Here is an 18,264-nt window from a genome sequence, read left to right on the forward strand (position 1 = left end):
CTTCGCACTAGGCTGGGCACGTGATGCATTCTGACCCGGCAGGTGCGGGTTCTCCCGTGAATGCTGCGCTCAACCAGCATCGCGTTGACGCCATGGCGCAATCGGCGAACATTTCGGAGGACATTTTCATGAAATCGGACAGTCAACTGAAGCAGGAAGTGGAGGAAGAACTGATGGGCAATGCTGCCGTCGATGCGACCGGGATAGGCGTTGCCGTGGCAGACGGCATCGTCACCCTCAGCGGGCACGTCCCAGACTATGCAAAGAAAGTCGCTGCCGAGAAATGCGCATTCAGAGTCGCCGGAGTAGTCGCGGTGGTACTGAATATCGACGTGCATCTTCACGAGTCCGAGCAGCGGACCAACGAGGATATCGCGTTGAGCGTGAGCGCGGTCCTCAACTGGATAGCCGGCCTCGAGGAGAACACGATCAAGATCAAGGTCGAGAAAGGGTGGGTGACACTGAGCGGTGAAGTCGCCGATGGCTACCGCAGCCGTATCGCCGAGAAAAACATCATTCACATGCGCGGCGTAACTGGCCTGACAAACAACATCAGGATCAGTGGCTCGGCATCTCCACTCGACATCGGGTACAACATCCGCAAAGCCATTCAGCGTCATACCGATCGTGAGTTGAAGCATGTGAGTGTTGAAGTCGACGACGGTCAAGTCATCCTGTCGGGGCATATCAGTTCGTCCATTGAGCGGTCAATCGTGTCCGGTGCAGCGCGCTCAACGCCCGGTGTAAGGGTTGTCGTCGATCGCCTCGTCATCGACTCTGGACGAGGCGAAGTACCTGATAGGTACGTTTAATTCTCGTAAACCTGTTCGATTTCGTCGGCGAAATGCGCCGCCAGATTGTTTCGTTTGAGCTTTAACGTCGGGGTCAATAATGTGTTCTCGATCGACCACGGTTCAAGCGAGAGAATCACTGCACGCGGTTGCGCGTAGTAGGGGAAGTCGCGGGTAAGTTTCCGGATGCGCATGCAAACGGTTTCTCGCGCGGCGCGGGAATTCAAGCTGGCTGGATCCATGGGATCAAGTTCCAGTTTCGCGGTCAATTGGCTCCAATAGGCGTTAGTGAGAACAACGACGCAACTGATGAACTGGCGGTTGTCGCCAAATGCGTAAGCTTGCTCGAATGAGCTGTCGGCCAGGATGGCCAGCTCCAGGTCGACCGGCGCAATTTTCTCACCGGTCGACGTGACGATGATTTCCTTGAGGCGACCCAGGATGCGGATACGACCCGCTTCAATCGTTGCCTGATCGCCGGTGCGCAACCAGCCATCGACAAACGACCTGGCGGTATCGTCATCACGCTTCCAATAACCGCGCATGACGTTTGGGCCGCGAACCTGCAGTTCCTTGTTCTCGCCTATGCGCACTTCGACGCCTGTGAGTGGCCGGCCCACTGTCGCCGGATCGTTGTCCTGGAGCGCGTTGACCGCCACGACGGGAGACGTTTCGGTCATCCCGTATCCCTGGACGACGGGCACACCAAGACCGAGAAAGCAGCGTGCAATCTGCTGCGACAGGGGAGCCCCGCCGCTCACGGTTAAGCGCAGCCGCCCGCCAAACTGGTTCTGCACTGGCCGCGCGACCAAGGCGTTCAACCAAGGCCAGGCGCACGCATCCACGATTGCTCGCATAGCGCCTCCATCCGCGAAGCCGTGCATACGAACAAAGCGGCGCCAACCAACCGCTTGCGCCGCGTCAAACAGCCAGGATTTCACTGCCGACTTCGCTACTGAGGCTTCGATGCCGGCAAACACGCGTTCATAAATGCGCGGCACCGAGATCAGGATCGTGGGCTTTACGGTCCTGAGATCCTCGGATAACTGCTTGACCGTGCGCGCGAACGCGACGCAGGACCCCGTTGCGATCGGCAGGTAGTACCCGGCCGTTCTTTCGAAGGTGTGTGACAAAGGCAGGAACGACAGGAAAACATCGCTCTCCCGGGGAGCAATCCGCTGCAGCGCGGCCTTGATGTTGGATACCACGTTTTCATGGGTGAGCATCACACCTTTGGGCTTGCCTGTCGTTCCCGACGTATAAACCAATGCGGCAAGATCGTCCGCGGCGACATGCCGCGGATCCCGAGTCGACGCAGTAGCAGTGGCACTGGCTAACCATTCCTCCATGGTTAGCACGGGCAGCTCCCCGGTCATAGCCTTTCCGGGTAGCTCCCTCGTGAGCGCCACCACTTGTCGCAACGAGGGCAGAGACACACCTGTGCCGGCAATGGCCTGCCATTGAGTATCCGAGGCTGCCACCAACAAAGACGCATCGCTGTCGTTCAAGATGTAAGCAATGCTGGTGGGATTGTCTAGCGCATGCATCGGCACGGGGACATACCCAAGCGCGAGCGCTGCCTGGTCGAGGCAAACGGCATGCAGTCCGTTGGGTAGCAGAATAGCGATCCGCACACCACGCGGTAATCCCAAACCTGAGAGTAATGTCACAAGCCGCGCGACGCGCTCACCCGCATCGTGCCACGTGAAGCTGGCCCACTGCGCGGTTATATCATCGTACTGTCGATAGGCCTCCGTCTCCGGGGTTAGGGCTACGCGCCAGGCAAAAAGCGCCGGGAGCGTGCGGACAGTCGAGAGATCCGACAACCGTGGGGACTCGAGTTGAGTGGCCATTTCACTCTCACAATCTGATACGTTTGATGATCGTTGCCACGACCGTGGCGTGCCCTTCATGTACCGTCGTGCCCTTCATGTACCGTCGTCACTCACCCGTCCGGATCTGCGCACCGACACCAGCAGCCAGATGGCGCCCAGAACCGCGCCGACGAAACCGAACAGTCCGAACACTGGCAGGCCCAGCAAGGCCGGTCCACCCGACACGGTCATCACAATGGACGAGCCTACGATTAAGGCGGCGACGACGATACCGATAGTCAGCCGGCTGACTGCACGGTCCAGTCGATCGCTCACCTGTACGAGGCGCGGGACGTCGACGTGGATTTCGAGTCGTCCTCGGCGCGCGGCCCGCAGCAACCGGGACAGATCCCGCGGCAAGCTCGCCAGCAGCGCGAGCGTGTCCCCACCCGCGCGCCATCCACGACGCAGCAGGGCGGCGGGCATAAAGCGGGCGCGCGCAGCGCGTTCAAGCACAGGCATAAGTTCCTGCCCCATATCGAACCCCGGATCGAGCTCACGCCCCATACCCTCCAGGGTGATGAAGGCCTTGACCAGCAACGACAAATCAGGGGGTAGCATCAAGTGATGCCGGCGCAAGATCGCCACCAGATCGGACAGCATGGCGGCGAGGTGGAATTGTTTGAGCAGCGCGCGGCGATAGCGGTCGACGAACGAGTCAATGTCCTGTACCAGTTCGGCTTCGTCCGTCACGTTCTCGCCAGTCCAGTCAAGCAACACATCGGCCACCTGTCGGGGCTGATTCTTGAACACACCCAAAAGCAGGCTCAGCAACTGGTCGCGGCGCTCTTCGGTGAGGTGGCCAACCATTCCGAAATCGACGAAGGCGATCCGGTTATCCTGTAGATAGAAAACGTTGCCGGGATGCGGATCGGCGTGAAACAGACCGTCGTCGACGATCATTTTCAGCACGGCGCAGGCGCCGCGCCGAGCGAGGAGGCTGGTGTCCAACCCGGTCTGCCGGACAGCAAGCAGATTTGTCCCGGGAATGCCTTCAATGCGGTCTTGCACGCAGACCCGCTCGGTGGTCCATTGCCAGTAAATGCGCGGAATAACGATCACGGACGGTGGGACCGCCCCCGCGATCGTAGACCCTGGTGTATCGGCATCGGTGTAGCCGACAAAATTTTCGGCGATGCGCTCGGCGTTGCGGCACTCTTCTGCGAGATCGAGTTCACGTCGCAGCGACTGCGAGAATTGACGCACGACTTCATGCGGGCGGAAGGCGCGTAGTTCGGGGCTTTGCGCCTCAGCGATCTGCGTCGCATGCGCTAACAGGCGCAAATCCGACTCGACTATAGAGCGAATGCCTGGGCGGCGCACCTTGATCACCACTGGCGTGCCGTCTTCCAGAGTTGCGATATAAACCTGCGCAATCGATGCCGCGGCGAGCGGCTGCGGATCGAATCCGGCGAACACCGTCTCCGGTGACGCGCCCAGATCCTCGATGAGTTGCTGCTGAACCGCCTCCCACGGCGACGGCGGGGCGTGGTCATGCAGCTTGCCGAACTCGGTGATCCACTCTAGTTCGAACAGATCGACCCGGGTTGCAAGAACCTGGCCGAGTTTGACGAAGGTCGGCCCGAGATCTTCGAGCGCCCGTCTCACACGCTCGGGCGGAGCCATGTGCGCGTACGCTTGGGTGTCGTGCCAGTGTAGAACACGACCGGCCCGCTCAAGTGCGTCGGCCAGGCCGATCCGTCGCACCATGTCGCCAAAGCCGTAACGCACGAGGATCGCACCGATGTCGTGCAGACGTCGAATGTCGCGCACGGAACTCATCGCTTCCCAGAGCATAAGCGGTCCTGTTTCACGCTAGCGAGGCAGCCGTTTTACGGCTGTACGATCTTCCATGTTCTGTCGGGATCGTACTCAGTCATGCGCTGCGCGATCGCGGCAGTCTGTGGCCCAAGGTTCTTTTCGAAGACGATACCGTCCTGGTTGACGACAAATGTCATCACGCCGGAGTCGCCGTATCGCGCAGGAAAGGCAACCATGGCAAAGCCACCGGTCAAATGCCCGCTGACGATATAGTTGCGGATACCGCCCGGTGCGCCGTGGCCTTGGCGCGTCAGGATGCGAAACTGATAGCCGCGGTACGGCACGTTGCCGTGAGTACTGCCAAGATCATAGCCGTGTGCTTCGGCGACGGCGACCAGCGGGCCGAGCGGACTGTCTGGCGCGTCGGATGCGGCTTGCCAATAGAGGCCGTCACGCGTGCCCGGCGAGCTGCCGATGCGGCGCGCGTATTCGTGCCGCTCGTTGCCGAGCGGGTCGGCCGCCGCGTAGTCGCGCTGTGCCTGCACATAGACGCGGCAGACGTCGATGGCGCTCAGTTCATTGCGGCCGATGCGTCGATCGATAATCTGCGACGCACCCGACTTCACGTCGAACTGCCAGCCGCCTTTTTTCTCGACCAGTGGAATCGGATAGGGCCACGCTTCGGTACCGAGGACCAGATGCGCTTCGCGCTGGCCGGCGAACTCGATCTGGTGCGCGTTCTCATAGGCAGAAGCGAGCCTGTCCTTGGCCTGCCGTTCCGCAACCGGGTCGCCGGATCGCACAAGCCGTTCGGCCCCCGCACCCAGGATCGCGATCACGTGGGCATTGCTGCCGCTGCGCCAGGCGGCGTCGAGCGCAGCGGCCGCTTGCTGCGGCGAGGCGAATGTTTGCTGCGCTGCGGCGCCAGGTGCGAAGAGGCTGCCGGTTGCGGCCGCAATCGACAAGATCCCCAATGCCACGATGCGGCGAAAGGGTCGGGCTCTACGGCAAGCGATAGTCTGACTATTCATGGCATCCTCGTTACGCGGACCCTTCATGGCGGCCTTATTCATCGCTGTCCCCTCCCGCCGCCTGACGGCGCGTAGCGACCACCGCCGCCCGAAGGCATGCCGCGCTGGGGAGTTGCCTGGTGAAATGACGGCATCGTCATCCGGCTCTCACGTCCGCGTTCAGCTTGTGCGCGGACATTTGCGCCATTGCCGAACGACTCGAAGACCGGCGGAACGCGTGGCTCGGTTGACACCGGGGCGCGAGGCACGACCGTGTGTACGCCAGCGGCATCGGAGGGCGCGGCGCCGCGCTCCGCCGGGGTCCCGGCGACAGGAAAGCCGCGCAGTTCGCGGGTCGCCTTCGGTACGCGGGCACTTGCGGCATACCGGGCCTGAACCTGCGGATTGCGGTAGGGAACGCCATGGCGATGGTCGGGGTCGTGCTGCCATACCCCGGTGGGCGGGACATGATGACCGTTGAGTTCACCGAAGCGACCACGGTCAATGTCGATGTGGTGTCGTGGCCAGTCCCATCGGCACCAGCCCCACAATGGCGCGATCACAGTTACGCCGATCCATCCGAAGCCAATGCCGCTGACGATCACGCCGTCGAAATAGCCGGGAAAGTAGTAGGGAGGGAACCCTGGATACGGCCAGACGCCATAGATCAGTTCCGGATCGTAGACCGGCACATACACGACGTCCGGCATAGCCGGCTCGATCGTGATCTCCTCCGGTGTGGTGGTGACCACTTGCTGCTGCGTGGTGTTCAGCGTTCCGGCTGCGGCAGCCGTCTGGCGCAGCCGCTGGATGGCATTGCTCACCGCGGCCTGGTCAGCGAGAAACGTATCGCCCAGACGTTCGGTCCACTCGAGATTGCCATCCATCATGGCGAGAATCTGGGGGAACGCGACCAATGATTTCACGCTCGGATCCCACGGTTGACTCGTGAGGGCTGTCGCAAGCGAATTACCGCTCAGTGCGGCGTTGTTCGGATCCTGCAGCCAGCGATGAGCCTCGACGATCTCCAGTGGGTAGGTGGCCGCCATCAGGATTTGCGCAATCAGCGGGTCAGGGTAGAGGGCGATTGGCGCAAGCATCTGGTCCAGCGCCGCAGGTGCAAGCGCTGCGGTTGATGGTGCTGGCGCCGCTTCGAGAGCTTGCGCCGGGGCTTGCGGCGGTGTCTGCGCTAGTGCCCCAAACGCAAACAACGCTACGCCTAGAGTGGCCATGACGATGGTTTGGACTGCAGTTATTTTCATTAGCTCTCCCGCCAGTCAGTGCAGCCGTATTGTGCGTCGACCGTCAGTTCAGAGTGGACCGGATCTGGCCGGGCGTCATGTTGATCCATGTCAATCTGCATAGTGTCTCGATCCTTCCACCGGACTCCTACCACCGATCGGCGTTAACCAGCAATCGTGTATGTTTAAGCGAATCCTGATCGCGGCCCGAAACGATGTCGATCAGGCGTACCCTTTTGCGCCGCGTTACCAGTTTGCGGCATTGCTGTGCAAGCAAGGAATCGACTGACTCAGATCAAGCGCCCGCCCTGGAGTGACCTCTAAGCTGACTGCAGACCGATAACATTCTCTTCAGGAGCGCAGCATGTTTAATCGCCTCGTATTTTTCAGCCTCCTTGCGTTGCCGGGTGCTTTCGTTGTGCTGACACTTATTTGCCTGAATCCCCGTTATCGCATGAAAGTTGCCCAGCTTACTGGCGTGCCCGATTTGTTATCAAGCTTCGAGCGGATTTCCCGTCAGGCAGGTTGATACGCGAGAGTCGGCGCACGCCGTTCAACAGTTTCCGGCTTTTCATCGGGCGCGAAAACAGTGGCTGTACGGTTGCGTTCCTGTTTTCCACATTGGTAAACCGCCGTGGTGCTTCCGGGACCAGCGCCGCTGCGCCCGACATAGTTCCCGGCGGGATCGCCGATACCCGTCGTCAGACCCAAGCCGTAACCGCATGTTTGCCAGGGGCGCGGGGGGAATCGGGCCACAAACCGGGCAGGGCGCAAGCATCTCAGCAAGCAGAATGGGTGCGAGTAGCCACCCCTCAAGTAGACGATGCAGCAGCAATGCGGCGCTCGCCGCCGTACCGATGAGTAATCCATGGTAGACCCAGCCAGGATGGTAACGCATGGGGTTTCCCCAAATGGTTGTATCCAGATCGGCTGGTATATTTGCGATCCAGGCACCGGGAATATCGAGAGGGTCAAACACCAGGCGGTCCAGCGTGGGTCCGATGGACATTCCGATGGCTTCCTCTATCAGCTCTCGTACCAGTAAATATCCAACATTCGAGTAAGCCCACCCCCGCCCTGGCTCGAACATGAGCTTGTTTGCTTGAACCTGCTGCAACATCTCCGGGACTGGCCATGGCGTTTCGCCAGCTTCAACCGCCGCGTGGTAGGCAGCAAGATGACCGTACTCCGGGAGTCCGGCCCGATGTTGCAGCAGATGGCGCAGGGTAAAGGAACGCCCTCGCACCGGTTCGTCCAGGTACAATCTATTTTCGGAGACGAGCACGAGTGCGGCTGCCGCGAGAGCGGTCTTCGTATAGCTCCACCAAGGCAGCCATGCGGCATTGTCTCCTTGGGTAGTATCGTCTTGCACGACCGCTGTGACGATGCGTGAAGACGTGGCTCCCCCTGTCTCGTGAGTTTCTATTCATCTTATTACACGAGAAGGTTCGAGCGATGCCGACAAGCTCTCCGATTGCTCTTTCTGCCCAAGAAGGCCGGGTATGCAGGCGAGGCGCGGATTCAACCAGCCGATCTGAGTCGGTTGTCATGCAGCTCAGTTCGGCCAGAAAGAAACCAGCGGTTAGGCGAGAATCGCCATTCAGAGGAGCGGTGGGTGTGCGGGGTTTCAGCTACTGCTAACCCCTGACCGTGCAGCCTCGACGGCCTTGTCTCGCTCGGCCCGGGCTCTCGCAACCCGTTGATCGCGGATACGGTCCGCCGCGTGTACTTTCGCCCGATAAGCCGCATTGGCGGCGCGGATTTCGCTTCTCATCTGCACAATGCTGTCGGTGCTTTCCGTCGCCTGGGCGCCGGATGCGGCTGTACCTTGAGCCCAGGCCGGTGTCGTGCCAGCGGCAGCCAGTGCCATCGATAAAATGACGAAAGATCGTTTCATGCTGATACCTCCAGGAGGTATGCCCATCGATCAGGCGCGCCCGATCTGCGGACAAGGTGAACATGACGCCCGATTGCGTCACCATGGGCTATTAGGCGCGCTATTGAACGGCGGACATTGACCATGATCAATCTGTGTGACATCGGCGACGCCATCTCGATGGGTGGGGAGAAGGTTTCACTGCCGGTTTCACCGCGCCCACGCGTCGTCCTCCGCGATGAGCTTGTGTCGCACGGCGTAACGCACGAGTGCGGCCTCATGGGGAAAGTCGGCTTTTCGGAAGATACGCGCGCGGTGCGTGGTGATGGTCTTTATACTCAGGGACAGTGCGTGAGCGATGAACGCTGGAGTCTGACCGGACGCTATGCGGACAAATACGTCAAGCTCGCGGTCCGTCAGTCGCAGATGCGGCAAGGCGGCCGTATCTGCGCGCAGTATCTGCGCAAAGAGGTCGGCCGTCGCCAGGCTAAGATAAATACCTCCCGAAGCCATTTTTCTGATCGCGTCGAGCAGATCGTCGCCCGCACTGGCTTTCGTCACAAAGCCGGAGGCACCTGCCTTGAGTGCCCGGATCGCATAGGTTTCTTCGGGGTACATTGTCAGGACGAGAATGCGCACCAACGGTTTCTCGAACTTGATCTGCTCGATGAGGCTTATGCCGTGGACTCCTGGCATCGACATTCCGAGGGTGAGCACGCACATCTCAGTTGAGCGGACTAGCTCGATAGTACTGGGTCCGTCAAAACATTCCCCTACGACCTCGAATTCGTTATCGCGTTCAAGCACATTGCGCACGCCGCAATGTATCACGGGGTGCGCATCTGAAATTGCGACCTTAACCATTTGACTGGCCCGCCCGATGCGCGTTGCGCTCAAGGCATACTGTGCTCCCAGTTTCTCGCTTGCAATGCTACTGTGCAATGGCCTGCACAAGCTCAAGTTGACGACGCGACAGATTGGTCTTGCCGGATGTCCGACGCGCTTGAAAGCAGAATGCTCTGCTCGAAACGCTTTGTCGGTACGTCACCGTACTGGGGACTCACCACACGCGTATCAATGCCGCAACGCAACAAGCGTTTTGCGGCATTGATCACATCCGGGCATTGCTGACCGTCTGCTCTCGAAGACGCCAAATAGGTCCAATGCGCTACCCAGCGTCTTTCCGGATCCCGAACGAACGGATTCAGCACCGCCACATCGCATCGAGCACGCAAATTCTCGCCGGGAGGTCAATCTCCAAGGCGGCCTGGGAATTGCCCGGCAACGGCTAACAACGATATATACTGTTTATATCGTTAAAGCATCGGCGGATGGCCCGGCAGGATCGAAAGATCATCAAGCGCTGACATTCCCCAACCTCGACTTTTCGTTCAGCACTTCCAAGATGACAATCGATACCGGGCATGCCGCCGCTGTACACCTGCAGGATCCGGCACATTATGCAAGTCTAGGGGAGACACTACCGCCGCGTCGTGTGCGAACGGCGCACGACGTGCTCGCGGGCGTGTCGCTTGCCGGGCTTCTGGTGCCTGAGGCAGTTGCCTATGCGGGGATCGCGAATCTGCCGCCCCAGGCGGGCCTGATTGCGTTGCTTGCGGGTCTAGTCGTGTATGCGCTGACCGGCAGCAGCCGGTTCGCAATTGTGTCGGCGACCTCATCGTCAGCGGCAGTGCTGGCGGCGACGGTACGGGCCGGCCCGGATAGCGCCGGCGCGCAGATGGCTTACGCCGCTGCCCTCGTCGCGACGACGGGCATCCTGTTCATACTGGCGGGGGCAGCGCGTATGGGCGGCATGTCGGACTTCATTTCGAAGCCTGTCCTGCGTGGCTTTGCGTTCGGCCTTGCGTTGACGATCGCGATCAAACAACTGCCCAAGATCCTCGGTGTGTCATCGCATTATGCAGACACTCTTCGTATAGCCTTTGATCTCGCCAACCAGGCACCCAACTGGAACGTGCATAGCGTGATGCTCGGCGCGGCCGCGCTCACGATCCTGTTTGCGCTCGGTCGCCGTGCTCGCATCCCAGCGACCCTGGTGGTGATTGTGCTGGGCATTGCCGCAGGTTACTGGACCGACTGGCAGCGGTATGGCATTGGGGTGGTCGGCACAATCGATCTGCAGAACATAAGTTTCGGCTTGCCGGTGTTCGATCGTTCACAGTGGTTGCAAACCGCGGAACTGGCATTCGCGTTAATGCTGATTCTCTATGCGGAATCGTACGGTTCGATCCGCAGCTTCGCGCTGAAACACGGCGACACCGTTTCGGCGAACCGGGATCTCGTCGCGCTCGGTTGCGCGAATCTGGTCTCCGGACTGTTGCACGGGATGCCGGCTGGTGCCGGCTACTCGGCGACGTCCGCCAACGAAGCAGCCGGTGCGCAAAGCCGTCTCGCGGGGCTGTGCGCTGCGCTGGTGATCGCGCTGATTGTCCTGTTGCTGAGGCCGCTACTGTCGCGCATACCTGAGCCGGTGCTCGCGGCGATCGTGATCTTTGCGGTGAGCCACTCACTGCATCCGGATGTGTTCAAGCCTTACTGGACGTGGCGACGCGACCGGCTGGTCGCGATTGCGGCGCTGCTTGCCGTGCTCGTGCTTGGCGTGCTGCATGGTTTGCTGGCGGCCATCGGCGTGAGCCTGCTTCTGACGCTGCGCAGGCTGTCGGAGCCGGCGGTCTCGGTGCTCGGCCGCCTGAGGCAGACCCGCGATTTCGTCGACGTGTCCGCGCATGCAGATGCGGTGCTTATTCCAGGCATCGCGATCGTGCGGCCGGAGGTGCCGCTCTTCTTTGCCAATGCCGAGCGCGTGCTGAGCAAGGTGCGCGCGATGTTGCGCGGGGAGCCAACGCCGGCGCATACGGTGATGCTGAGCCTCGAGGAAACGCCGGATGTCGATAGTTCGGCTATCGAGGCATTGTGCATATTTGCTGCGGAACTGAAGTCACGCGGACAACGGCTGCTGCTCGTACGGCTCAAGCCGCGCGCGCTGGCCGTGCTCGAGCGGGCTGCCAATGAGTCGCTGCCTCGCGATGCGTTGAGGGAGTTAAGTGTCGACGAATGCGTGCAGTCCATTCTTGGCGAGACGTCCACGGACTGAACAACCGATCCGTTGAGCTTCGTCCTGATTTTGTCCCGCTGCTGGCCAGCGGATCCTGCGGCGCCTAGACGCGGGCGAGCCCGTCCAGGTCGAGAATGCGAATCTGCTTGCCGCAGGCATCGATGAGGCCATCACGCTGGAACTTCGAGAACATGCGGCTGACGGTCTCGAGCTTCATCCCGAGATAGCTGCCGATTTCTTCCCGAGTCATCCGCAGGTTGAATTCCGCCGGCGAATAGCCGCGCGCCTTGAGACGTTCCGATAGATTGAGCAGGAACGAGGCGACGCGCTGCTCCGCTGACATCGTGCCGAGCAGCATCATCAGCGCGGATTCACGGACGATCTCGCTGCCCATCATACGGTGCACATGTTGCTGGACTGGCTTGACTTCGCGGCACATCGCTTCAAGCAGACTGAACGGGATGATGCATACGTTGCTGTCTTCAATGGCGATCGCATCGCAACTATGTCGGCTTGGGCCGATCCCGTCCAGACCGAGCGAATCGCCCGCGAGATGAAAGCCGGTAACCTGTTCACGACCGTCGCGGTGCATCAGGACCGTCTTGAACGAGCCTGCCCGCACTTCGTAGATGCTCTGGAATTGATCATTGGTGCGGTATAGCGCTTCGCCCTGTTTGACCATGCGTGTAGAGCAGATCAATGAGTCGAGGCGCGCCGCCTGGAATGGCGTGAGTCCTTGCGGCATGCAGATCGCGTGCATCGCACAACTGGAACAACGGACGGCTGGACGAGCCGGCGCGGCCGGGTGCGTTGGTTTGAGGGCGTGCGGCGCAGGAATCGCAACAGGGATAACGGCGGGGTAATCGAGGACATCCGACATGGCTTGCTCCAGTTCATGGATGGGCGCCGGCGAGACGCTCGCGGGCAATCTGCTCTATCGTGTTGCGTGCCGCGCCAACCTTCTCCGGCATGGTGTGCCATAGTCGGTATTGGTGTTGGTGAAGGGAAGTATCGGCGGCGCCGTCTCAAAATGAAATCGGCGGCGAATGAAGTTCAGGTAGGTGGCTTGGAAGGCGTGTAGGGCGATTCCTACACGTCCGCGAGGTGCTGGATCGCTGCCTGGACCACAACCTCAATGTACGCGGCAGGATCAGCCGTGACGGCCCAGTCGCCGTGGGAGATCGCAGTAACGCCTCGCCGCATCGTCAGGGACGGCGAGGCCACCGCCGGGCAAAGCCTGATCCGGATGGAGTGCAAACTTGGCACGAGCATTTCCATGGGCGCTGTGGCCAATATGCATGACCCGGGTCCGGCGGGTCACGTCGACGCTTTCTCGTTTTCGGCTGTGCCAGTAGTGTCAGTGGCGACATCGGGAACGCCGTGCGCCGAGATCATCAGGACCGGACATTGCGCAATCCGCAAAAAGCGCTCTGCGACGCTCCCGAGCACAAGCCGCCGAACGCCGCGCCGGCCGTGCGTACCCATCACGACGAGATCCGCTTTCAGATCCGCGGCCGCGTGAAGGATGCAGTGAGCAACATCGAAATCATCGCCAACCGGATTGGTCTCGACGATCCGGGGCGCCCCCTGGACGCTCTCTTGCTTCATCCGCTCGAGTGCGTAGTCGGCCAGATGCCTGCTTTCCTCGAGGAGCGCGTCGCGCACGATGCTCGAATCGTAGCCGGGGGAGTCGTAAGCCATTATCGGCACGTCGACGACGTAAAGTGGCTGTAACTCAGCGCTGGACTCGCGGGCGAGTTGGAGGGCGGCCTCGAACGCTCTTGTGGATGTTTCACTGCCGTCGATGGCGGCTAGAATATGTCGATACATGTTGATCCTCGGCGATGGCGAATGTACGTTCTCAACGCGAACCGGGGGAGCATGCGCTTTGGGGTTGCGCATCCTGCCATGACCGCCTCCCGGTCTCAATCTCAAGCCTCAATCTCAAGCAGGCTGTTGCTTCGGCAGACCCACGGTTTGCGCGAGGATCGGCAGTTCATCTTCATTGAGCCGCAACGCGTCGGCGAGCAGCCGATGATTGATCCAGCCCCGGATCACGTTGACGAGCCCGGCTGACGCGCAATAGAGCCCGACGTTTTGCGCGATCGCACCGGCTGTGACGGCTGAGAACCGTTCGCGCTGCTGCTGCGGCATCTCCAGAAGACTGGAGGTGCGGACCACATACACCAGGTCGAGCGGCGCCTTGCCGACGAAATCCTGATAGCCGGTCAGATTGCGCGCATCGATCGCGTGCTTGAGCAGTAGTTGATGGTTGGGCGCATCGTACCGATAGACCCCATTGGGCAGCGCCACATAGATGTCGATTTCGTTGAAAGCATGCGGCGATGGTGCGGTGCGCCCGCCGCTGATCGGCCGGTTGACGCCGTCCGCAGCCCACAGCAATTCGCCGAGCGAGTCCATCGACAGCGGGGTCGGTGCGAACTCGCGAGTACTTGCTCGAAACGACAGCGCCGTCATCAGCGGCAGACCCGAACGCTGGTCGGGCTGCGGCAGTGCGATGGTTTTTGGCGCAGCGCCTTCGGCCGATTCGGGCTCTGCATCAGGCAACGCTTCGTAGGTCAAAAATAGCATCTCAGGCATCTCAGACTCCTCTCAACGTTACACGTATCCGCGCCGGTGCGGCGTCATCTTCACGATAGTTCGCGCGCTAGCGCACCTGTTGATCTCAGTCAATCCACGAGTGGTGCCGGGATCGCCACCAATAGGCCATGAGTGCGATGGCGCCGAGCATGCCGCCTATGTGTGCAAAGTGAGCGACGTCTGCTTCTTCGCCGCTCGCGCCCATAAAGAGTTCGAGCACACCGTAACCTGTCGCGAACACCCACGCCGGCATCGGAATGGGCGGGAACAGCAAGACCACGCGGCGGTGCGGGAACAGTATCGCGTAGCTCACCAGCAACCCGAACACGCCGGCCGAGGCGCCGATTGTCGGATAGCTGTGCGTGCTGGCAAACGATACGGCGATTTGCACGAGCGCTCCGCTCACAACGCTGGCGACATACAGTGCAGCCACGCGCAGGTGTCCGATGGTCCGTTCGACTTCACGGCCAAACACGTATAGGCCGAACATGTTGAACAGAAGGTGCGTGAGGTTCGCGTGCAGGGCGCTGTAAGTCAGCAACTGCCAGAAGTGAAAGACAGGTTCGTCGGCCGCAACGGCGGGCGACGGCGGCCAGAGCGCGAGTAGGCCGATGAGCAGGTTTGGATCGCGCTGTTCGAGGAAGAACGCGACGATATTTATCGCAATCAGTGTAAACGTCATGATGACCGGTTCCCTCGGTGGACAGGTTTCCTCACCCTATCGCTGCTGGAGCGCAAAACCTTGACCCATATCAGTCAGTCGCCCGGCTGCAGCGATAACTTAGATCATGCGAAAGCGCTGGCGCTGAGCTGCGACGCAAATGACGTGACCATGGACATGAAAGGAGAGGGTTATGAAGACCGATCAGCAATTGCAGCAGGAAGTCGAGGATGAGCTCGCGTGGGATTCAGCGGTTACCGGGACGGATATCGGCGTCGAAGTGAAGGAGCGGGTGGTCACGCTGTCGGGGCATCCGGCCAGCTATGCGGAAAAGCTGGCGGCGGAGAAGGCGGCGCAACGGGTCGCCGGCGTCAAGGCGGTGGTCGTTGAAATGAGCGTTCGGCTGCCGCACGGCGACACACGAACCGACGAAGAAGTTGCCAACGCGGTTCGCTCGATCCTCAAATGGACCGTCGGACTGCCAGAAGCCTCGGTTCAGGTCCAGGTCGAGAAGGGCTGGGTAACCTTGCGCGGAGAAGTCGACAGGGCGTTCCAGCGGCACGTGGCAACACGCACGATCAACCACATGCGCGGCGTCGTGGGTGTCACGAATCTGATCGACGTGGGCGGCGAGGTGGCGGCAGACGACATTGGCGAGAAGATCAGCCAGGCTTTGAAACGCCATGCCGAGCGCGAAGCGAATCACGTCGGGGTCACCGCGCATGAGGGTATCGTCACCCTGACCGGCAAGGTGGGCTCGTATGCGGAGCGATTGGCCGCAAGGGGAGCGGCATGGTCGGCGCCCGGGGTGCACGCGGTCGTCGACAATCTCACGATCGGGTAGTGTGCGAACGCCAGCCGTGCGTGGCCTTGCGCCCCACGCGCGGCATATCGGGCGAAGTATAGGCGCATTTACTGCATGTCGAGGCATTCTTCATGACAATCTCAGGCAACGTTAGTGAAGCCGACTGGTCCGTTTCCACCGAGGTCTACGAGGCCGCTGGCGGCTTCGACTGCCGGATTCGGGTCAGTCATCGCACGCCGAAAGGCGTCTTTGCACACGAATTCAAGCACAGCAGGGTATTCGCAACGGAACGCGAAGCGGTCCTCGAGGGATTGCGGGAAGGGATGGTGTGGATCGAGCTTAAGCGAGCAAACACCATCCACGTATAGTGCCTCGCGGCATGCCGGTGTTGTTCACTTGATCTGGATCATGAAAGGCCAGACGGGCATCCCTATGCTGTGCGCATGTCCAGGATTATCGGTGTTGCCGGTTCCCCAATGATCCACGCTCTCGACCATGAACGAAAAATCCAGTTTAACCAGCGTTCTGATCGTAATCGGCTTCATAACGCTGATGGCCGCGCAGCTTTTCCTGTATCGGGTGCCGTCTGAAACGATCGCGTACAGCGACTTTCACAAGTTGCTTGTCGCACGGCAGTTGGACAACCTTGAGATCGGTTCCGAACAGATATCAGGCAGCATCCAGATGCCAGCTGCCGCTCCCTTGCTGCCGGCGTCCGCCGCAAGTGAACTCGCCGGCCACGGAGCGCCGTGGCGCTTTTCGACCGTGCGTGTCACTGACGATCATCTGACGGAAGATCTGGCCGCGGCGGGCGTGCGCTATACAGGTCTGGCGGACACCACGTGGGTTTCCACGCTGCTGGGATGGATTGTCCCGCTGTTGATGCTCGCGGTCGTCTGGAGTGTTTTCATGCGGCGCTCTGGCGGCAGCCTGCGTGACTTCAGCGGTATCGGCAAGAGCAAGCCGCAGCTCTACGTGCCACAGGAAACCGAAGTCACGTTCGACGATATTGCCGGCATCGACGAAGCCAAGGCGGAACTCAAGCAGATCGTCGAGTTCCTCTGCAACCCTGAGCGCTATCGCCGCCTTGGCGGCAAGATCCCGAAGGGGGTGTTGATCGTCGGCGCGCCGGGTACCGGCAAGACGCTGCTCGCCAAGGCCGTAGCCGGAGAGGCGGCGGTGCCGTTCTTCTCGATCAGCGGTTCGGCCTTTGTCGAAATGTTCGTCGGCGTTGGGGCGGCGCGGGTTCGCGATCTCTTCGAGCAGGCACAGAAGAAGGCGCCGTGCATTGTGTTCATCGACGAACTGGATGCGCTCGGCAAGGTGCGCGGTGCAGGCGCGACATCAGGCAATGACGAACGCGAACAGACCCTCAATCAGCTACTGGTGGAAATGGACGGATTTCGCGCGAATTCGGGTGTCATAATCATGGCGGCAACGAATCGTCCCGAGATTCTCGACCCGGCATTGCTGCGCCCTGGCCGCTTCGACCGGCATATTGCGATCGATCGTCCGGATCTCGCGGGACGCCGGCAGATTCTTCTGGTTCATGTGAAACACGTGCCGCTAGCGGACGATGTCGACCTTGGGGAAATTGCTTCGCGCACACCCGGTTTCGCCGGAGCGGATCTGGCCAATGTCGTCAACGAGGCAGCGCTGCATGCAGCCGAACTGGACAAATCGGCGGTTGCCATGGCGGATTTCGACGAGGCTATCGATCGTGCAATGGCCGGAATGGAACGCAAGAGCCGTGTGATGAACGAACAGGAAAAAATCACGATTGCCTACCACGAGGCTGGTCATGCGCTTGTGGCCCAGAGCCGGGCCCATTGCGATCCGGTCAAGAAAGTATCGATCATTCCGCGTGGTGTGGCAGCGCTCGGCTATACCCAGCAGGTGCCGACCGAGGACCGCTATGTACTGCGCAAGAGTGAGCTGCTGGATCGGCTCGATGCATATCTCGGTGGACGCGTGGCCGAGGAAATCGCTTTCGGTGACGTCTCGACCGGTGCGGAAAACGATCTGGAGCGCGCGACCGCGTTGGTCCGGCACATGGTGACGCGCTATGGCATGAGTGACGAGATGGGGCTGGTGACGTTGGGTGACGACGAGCCGCGAGCGGGATATTTCCCAGGCTTCGGTCGCGGCGAGCGCTACAGCGAGAGCACGGCGAAGGTCATCGACGATGAAGTGCGTCATGTGCTCGCCGACGCTCACGAGCGGGTCATGCGGACGCTTGGTGAGCAGCGTGTGCAATTGGACCGCATCGCGAAGCGGCTGCTCGAATGCGAAGTGATCGACCACGCGACTTTGCTGAAACTGATTAGCGGCGATGAAGCGGATATATCGCATAGCATCACTGGCGTAGCGACAGGTTCGCCGGACGATGTTGCAGAGATTGGCGCGGGAGGCGAATTGCACTGCTACATCGGCCAGCCACGAGAGAAGCCTGCCCGTCCCGAATCGACGCCCGCTTGATACATATCAAGCAATGTCGCGAGCCACGCGGTACTTGTCAACGCCGTGACACACGGCCTGCGAACACTGGGGCTATCCACCAGGCCACCG

Annotated in this window: 17 protein-coding genes; 6 read left to right on the forward strand and 11 right to left on the reverse strand. The window is 60.7% G+C overall.

Annotated elements, in window-relative coordinates:
- Window positions 1–128 precede the first annotated feature (128 nt).
- Complete coding sequence (locus BLQ92_RS32380) at window positions 129–812, forward strand: BON domain-containing protein (RefSeq protein ID WP_090692649.1); 684 nt, start codon at window positions 129–131, stop codon at window positions 810–812.
- On the opposite strand, the gene BLQ92_RS32385 is transcribed toward BLQ92_RS32380, so the two are convergent.
- The 4 genes from BLQ92_RS32385 to BLQ92_RS32400 form a co-directional block, all read right to left on the reverse strand.
- Window positions 809–2,644 (reverse strand): AMP-dependent synthetase/ligase, encoded by a 1,836-nt coding sequence (locus BLQ92_RS32385; RefSeq protein WP_090692290.1) that lies wholly within the window; start codon window positions 2,642–2,644, stop codon window positions 809–811. The genes BLQ92_RS32380 and BLQ92_RS32385 overlap by 4 nt on opposite strands.
- A gap of 75 nt (window positions 2,645–2,719) precedes the next feature.
- Entirely contained in the window at window positions 2,720–4,462 is a 1,743-nt protein-coding gene (locus tag BLQ92_RS32390) for an ABC1 kinase family protein (protein WP_090692294.1), read from the reverse strand.
- 35 nt (window positions 4,463–4,497) lie between these two features.
- Window positions 4,498–5,457 (reverse strand): DUF2950 domain-containing protein, encoded by a 960-nt coding sequence (locus BLQ92_RS32395; RefSeq protein ID WP_175773074.1) that lies wholly within the window; start codon window positions 5,455–5,457, stop codon window positions 4,498–4,500.
- A gap of 38 nt (window positions 5,458–5,495) precedes the next feature.
- Complete coding sequence (locus BLQ92_RS32400) at window positions 5,496–6,698, reverse strand: DUF3300 domain-containing protein (RefSeq protein ID WP_090692301.1); 1,203 nt, start codon at window positions 6,696–6,698, stop codon at window positions 5,496–5,498.
- A gap of 343 nt (window positions 6,699–7,041) precedes the next feature.
- Here BLQ92_RS32400 and BLQ92_RS40255 point away from each other — a divergent pair, with 343 nt between their 5' ends.
- Window positions 7,042–7,206: a hypothetical protein gene (locus tag BLQ92_RS40255; RefSeq protein ID WP_175773073.1), complete on the forward strand. Its 165-nt coding sequence runs from the start codon at window positions 7,042–7,044 to the stop codon at window positions 7,204–7,206.
- A gap of 42 nt (window positions 7,207–7,248) precedes the next feature.
- On the opposite strand, the gene BLQ92_RS41490 is transcribed toward BLQ92_RS40255, so the two are convergent.
- The 3 genes from BLQ92_RS41490 to BLQ92_RS32415 form a co-directional block, all read right to left on the reverse strand.
- Window positions 7,249–8,049 (reverse strand): serine hydrolase domain-containing protein, encoded by an 801-nt coding sequence (locus BLQ92_RS41490; RefSeq protein ID WP_175773072.1) that lies wholly within the window; start codon window positions 8,047–8,049, stop codon window positions 7,249–7,251.
- A gap of 255 nt (window positions 8,050–8,304) precedes the next feature.
- A complete protein-coding gene (locus tag BLQ92_RS32410; protein WP_090692310.1) occupies window positions 8,305–8,574 on the reverse strand; it encodes a hypothetical protein in 270 nt (89 codons plus the stop codon).
- 189 nt (window positions 8,575–8,763) lie between these two features.
- Window positions 8,764–9,417, reverse strand: a complete 654-nt coding sequence (locus BLQ92_RS32415; RefSeq protein WP_090692313.1) for a response regulator — start codon at window positions 9,415–9,417, stop codon at window positions 8,764–8,766.
- A gap of 541 nt (window positions 9,418–9,958) precedes the next feature.
- Between BLQ92_RS32415 and BLQ92_RS32420 the strand changes: the two genes are divergently transcribed.
- Complete coding sequence (locus tag BLQ92_RS32420; protein WP_090692318.1) at window positions 9,959–11,668, forward strand: SulP family inorganic anion transporter; 1,710 nt, start codon at window positions 9,959–9,961, stop codon at window positions 11,666–11,668.
- Window positions 11,669–11,732: 64 nt separating this feature from the next.
- Here BLQ92_RS32420 and BLQ92_RS32425 read toward each other — a convergent pair whose 3' ends face one another.
- The 4 genes from BLQ92_RS32425 to BLQ92_RS32445 all read right to left on the reverse strand — a co-directional run bounded on the left by BLQ92_RS32425 (window position 11,733) and on the right by BLQ92_RS32445 (window position 14,912).
- Window positions 11,733–12,509 (reverse strand): helix-turn-helix domain-containing protein, encoded by a 777-nt coding sequence (locus tag BLQ92_RS32425; RefSeq protein ID WP_090692322.1) that lies wholly within the window; start codon window positions 12,507–12,509, stop codon window positions 11,733–11,735.
- Between the two features lie 437 nt (window positions 12,510–12,946).
- Complete coding sequence (locus tag BLQ92_RS32435; protein ID WP_090692329.1) at window positions 12,947–13,459, reverse strand: universal stress protein; 513 nt, start codon at window positions 13,457–13,459, stop codon at window positions 12,947–12,949.
- A 114-nt stretch (window positions 13,460–13,573) separates the two neighbouring features.
- Window positions 13,574–14,230 carry a nitroreductase family protein gene (locus tag BLQ92_RS32440; RefSeq protein WP_090692333.1) on the reverse strand — a complete coding sequence of 219 codons (657 nt, stop codon included), beginning with the start codon at window positions 14,228–14,230 and terminating at the stop codon, window positions 13,574–13,576.
- A gap of 85 nt (window positions 14,231–14,315) precedes the next feature.
- Window positions 14,316–14,912 carry a rhomboid family intramembrane serine protease gene (locus tag BLQ92_RS32445; protein ID WP_090692337.1) on the reverse strand — a complete coding sequence of 199 codons (597 nt, stop codon included), beginning with the start codon at window positions 14,910–14,912 and terminating at the stop codon, window positions 14,316–14,318.
- A 172-nt stretch (window positions 14,913–15,084) separates the two neighbouring features.
- Between BLQ92_RS32445 and BLQ92_RS32450 the strand changes: the two genes are divergently transcribed.
- The 3 genes from BLQ92_RS32450 to ftsH all read left to right on the forward strand — a co-directional run bounded on the left by BLQ92_RS32450 (window position 15,085) and on the right by ftsH (window position 18,174).
- Window positions 15,085–15,735: a BON domain-containing protein gene (locus BLQ92_RS32450; RefSeq protein WP_090692341.1), complete on the forward strand. Its 651-nt coding sequence runs from the start codon at window positions 15,085–15,087 to the stop codon at window positions 15,733–15,735.
- Window positions 15,736–15,827: 92 nt separating this feature from the next.
- A complete protein-coding gene (locus tag BLQ92_RS32455) occupies window positions 15,828–16,064 on the forward strand; it encodes a UDP-glucose 4-epimerase (protein WP_090692345.1) in 237 nt (78 codons plus the stop codon).
- A 127-nt stretch (window positions 16,065–16,191) separates the two neighbouring features.
- Window positions 16,192–18,174, forward strand: a complete 1,983-nt coding sequence (gene ftsH / locus BLQ92_RS32460) for an ATP-dependent zinc metalloprotease FtsH (RefSeq protein ID WP_090692348.1) — start codon at window positions 16,192–16,194, stop codon at window positions 18,172–18,174.
- The last annotated feature ends 90 nt before the right edge of the window (window positions 18,175–18,264 follow it).

Source organism: Paraburkholderia phenazinium (genome assembly GCF_900100735.1).
Classification (GTDB): Bacteria; Pseudomonadota; Gammaproteobacteria; order Burkholderiales; family Burkholderiaceae; genus Paraburkholderia; species Paraburkholderia phenazinia.

Bases quoted from the DNA above. Each gene is read 5' to 3' on its own strand.
- BLQ92_RS32380 (WP_090692649.1), top strand. From the start codon at position 129: ATGAAATCGGACAGTCAACTGAAGCAGGAAGTGGAGGAAGAACTGATG.
- BLQ92_RS32385 (WP_090692290.1), bottom strand. From the start codon at position 2,644: ATGGCCACTCAACTCGAGTCCCCACGGTTGTCGGATCTCTCGACTGTC.
- BLQ92_RS32390 (WP_090692294.1), bottom strand. From the start codon at position 4,462: ATGCTCTGGGAAGCGATGAGTTCCGTGCGCGACATTCGACGTCTGCAC.
- BLQ92_RS32395 (WP_175773074.1), bottom strand. From the start codon at position 5,457: ATGAATAGTCAGACTATCGCTTGCCGTAGAGCCCGACCCTTTCGCCGC.
- BLQ92_RS32400 (WP_090692301.1), bottom strand. From the start codon at position 6,698: ATGAAAATAACTGCAGTCCAAACCATCGTCATGGCCACTCTAGGCGTA.
- BLQ92_RS40255 (WP_175773073.1), top strand. From the start codon at position 7,042: ATGTTTAATCGCCTCGTATTTTTCAGCCTCCTTGCGTTGCCGGGTGCT.
- BLQ92_RS32410 (WP_090692310.1), bottom strand. From the start codon at position 8,574: ATGAAACGATCTTTCGTCATTTTATCGATGGCACTGGCTGCCGCTGGC.
- BLQ92_RS32415 (WP_090692313.1), bottom strand. From the start codon at position 9,417: ATGGTTAAGGTCGCAATTTCAGATGCGCACCCCGTGATACATTGCGGC.
- BLQ92_RS32420 (WP_090692318.1), top strand. From the start codon at position 9,959: ATGACAATCGATACCGGGCATGCCGCCGCTGTACACCTGCAGGATCCG.
- BLQ92_RS32425 (WP_090692322.1), bottom strand. From the start codon at position 12,509: ATGTCGGATGTCCTCGATTACCCCGCCGTTATCCCTGTTGCGATTCCT.
- BLQ92_RS32435 (WP_090692329.1), bottom strand. From the start codon at position 13,459: ATGTATCGACATATTCTAGCCGCCATCGACGGCAGTGAAACATCCACA.
- BLQ92_RS32440 (WP_090692333.1), bottom strand. From the start codon at position 14,230: ATGCCTGAGATGCTATTTTTGACCTACGAAGCGTTGCCTGATGCAGAG.
- BLQ92_RS32445 (WP_090692337.1), bottom strand. From the start codon at position 14,912: ATGACGTTTACACTGATTGCGATAAATATCGTCGCGTTCTTCCTCGAA.
- BLQ92_RS32450 (WP_090692341.1), top strand. From the start codon at position 15,085: ATGAAGACCGATCAGCAATTGCAGCAGGAAGTCGAGGATGAGCTCGCG.
- BLQ92_RS32455 (WP_090692345.1), top strand. From the start codon at position 15,828: ATGACAATCTCAGGCAACGTTAGTGAAGCCGACTGGTCCGTTTCCACC.
- ftsH (WP_090692348.1), top strand. From the start codon at position 16,192: ATGAACGAAAAATCCAGTTTAACCAGCGTTCTGATCGTAATCGGCTTC.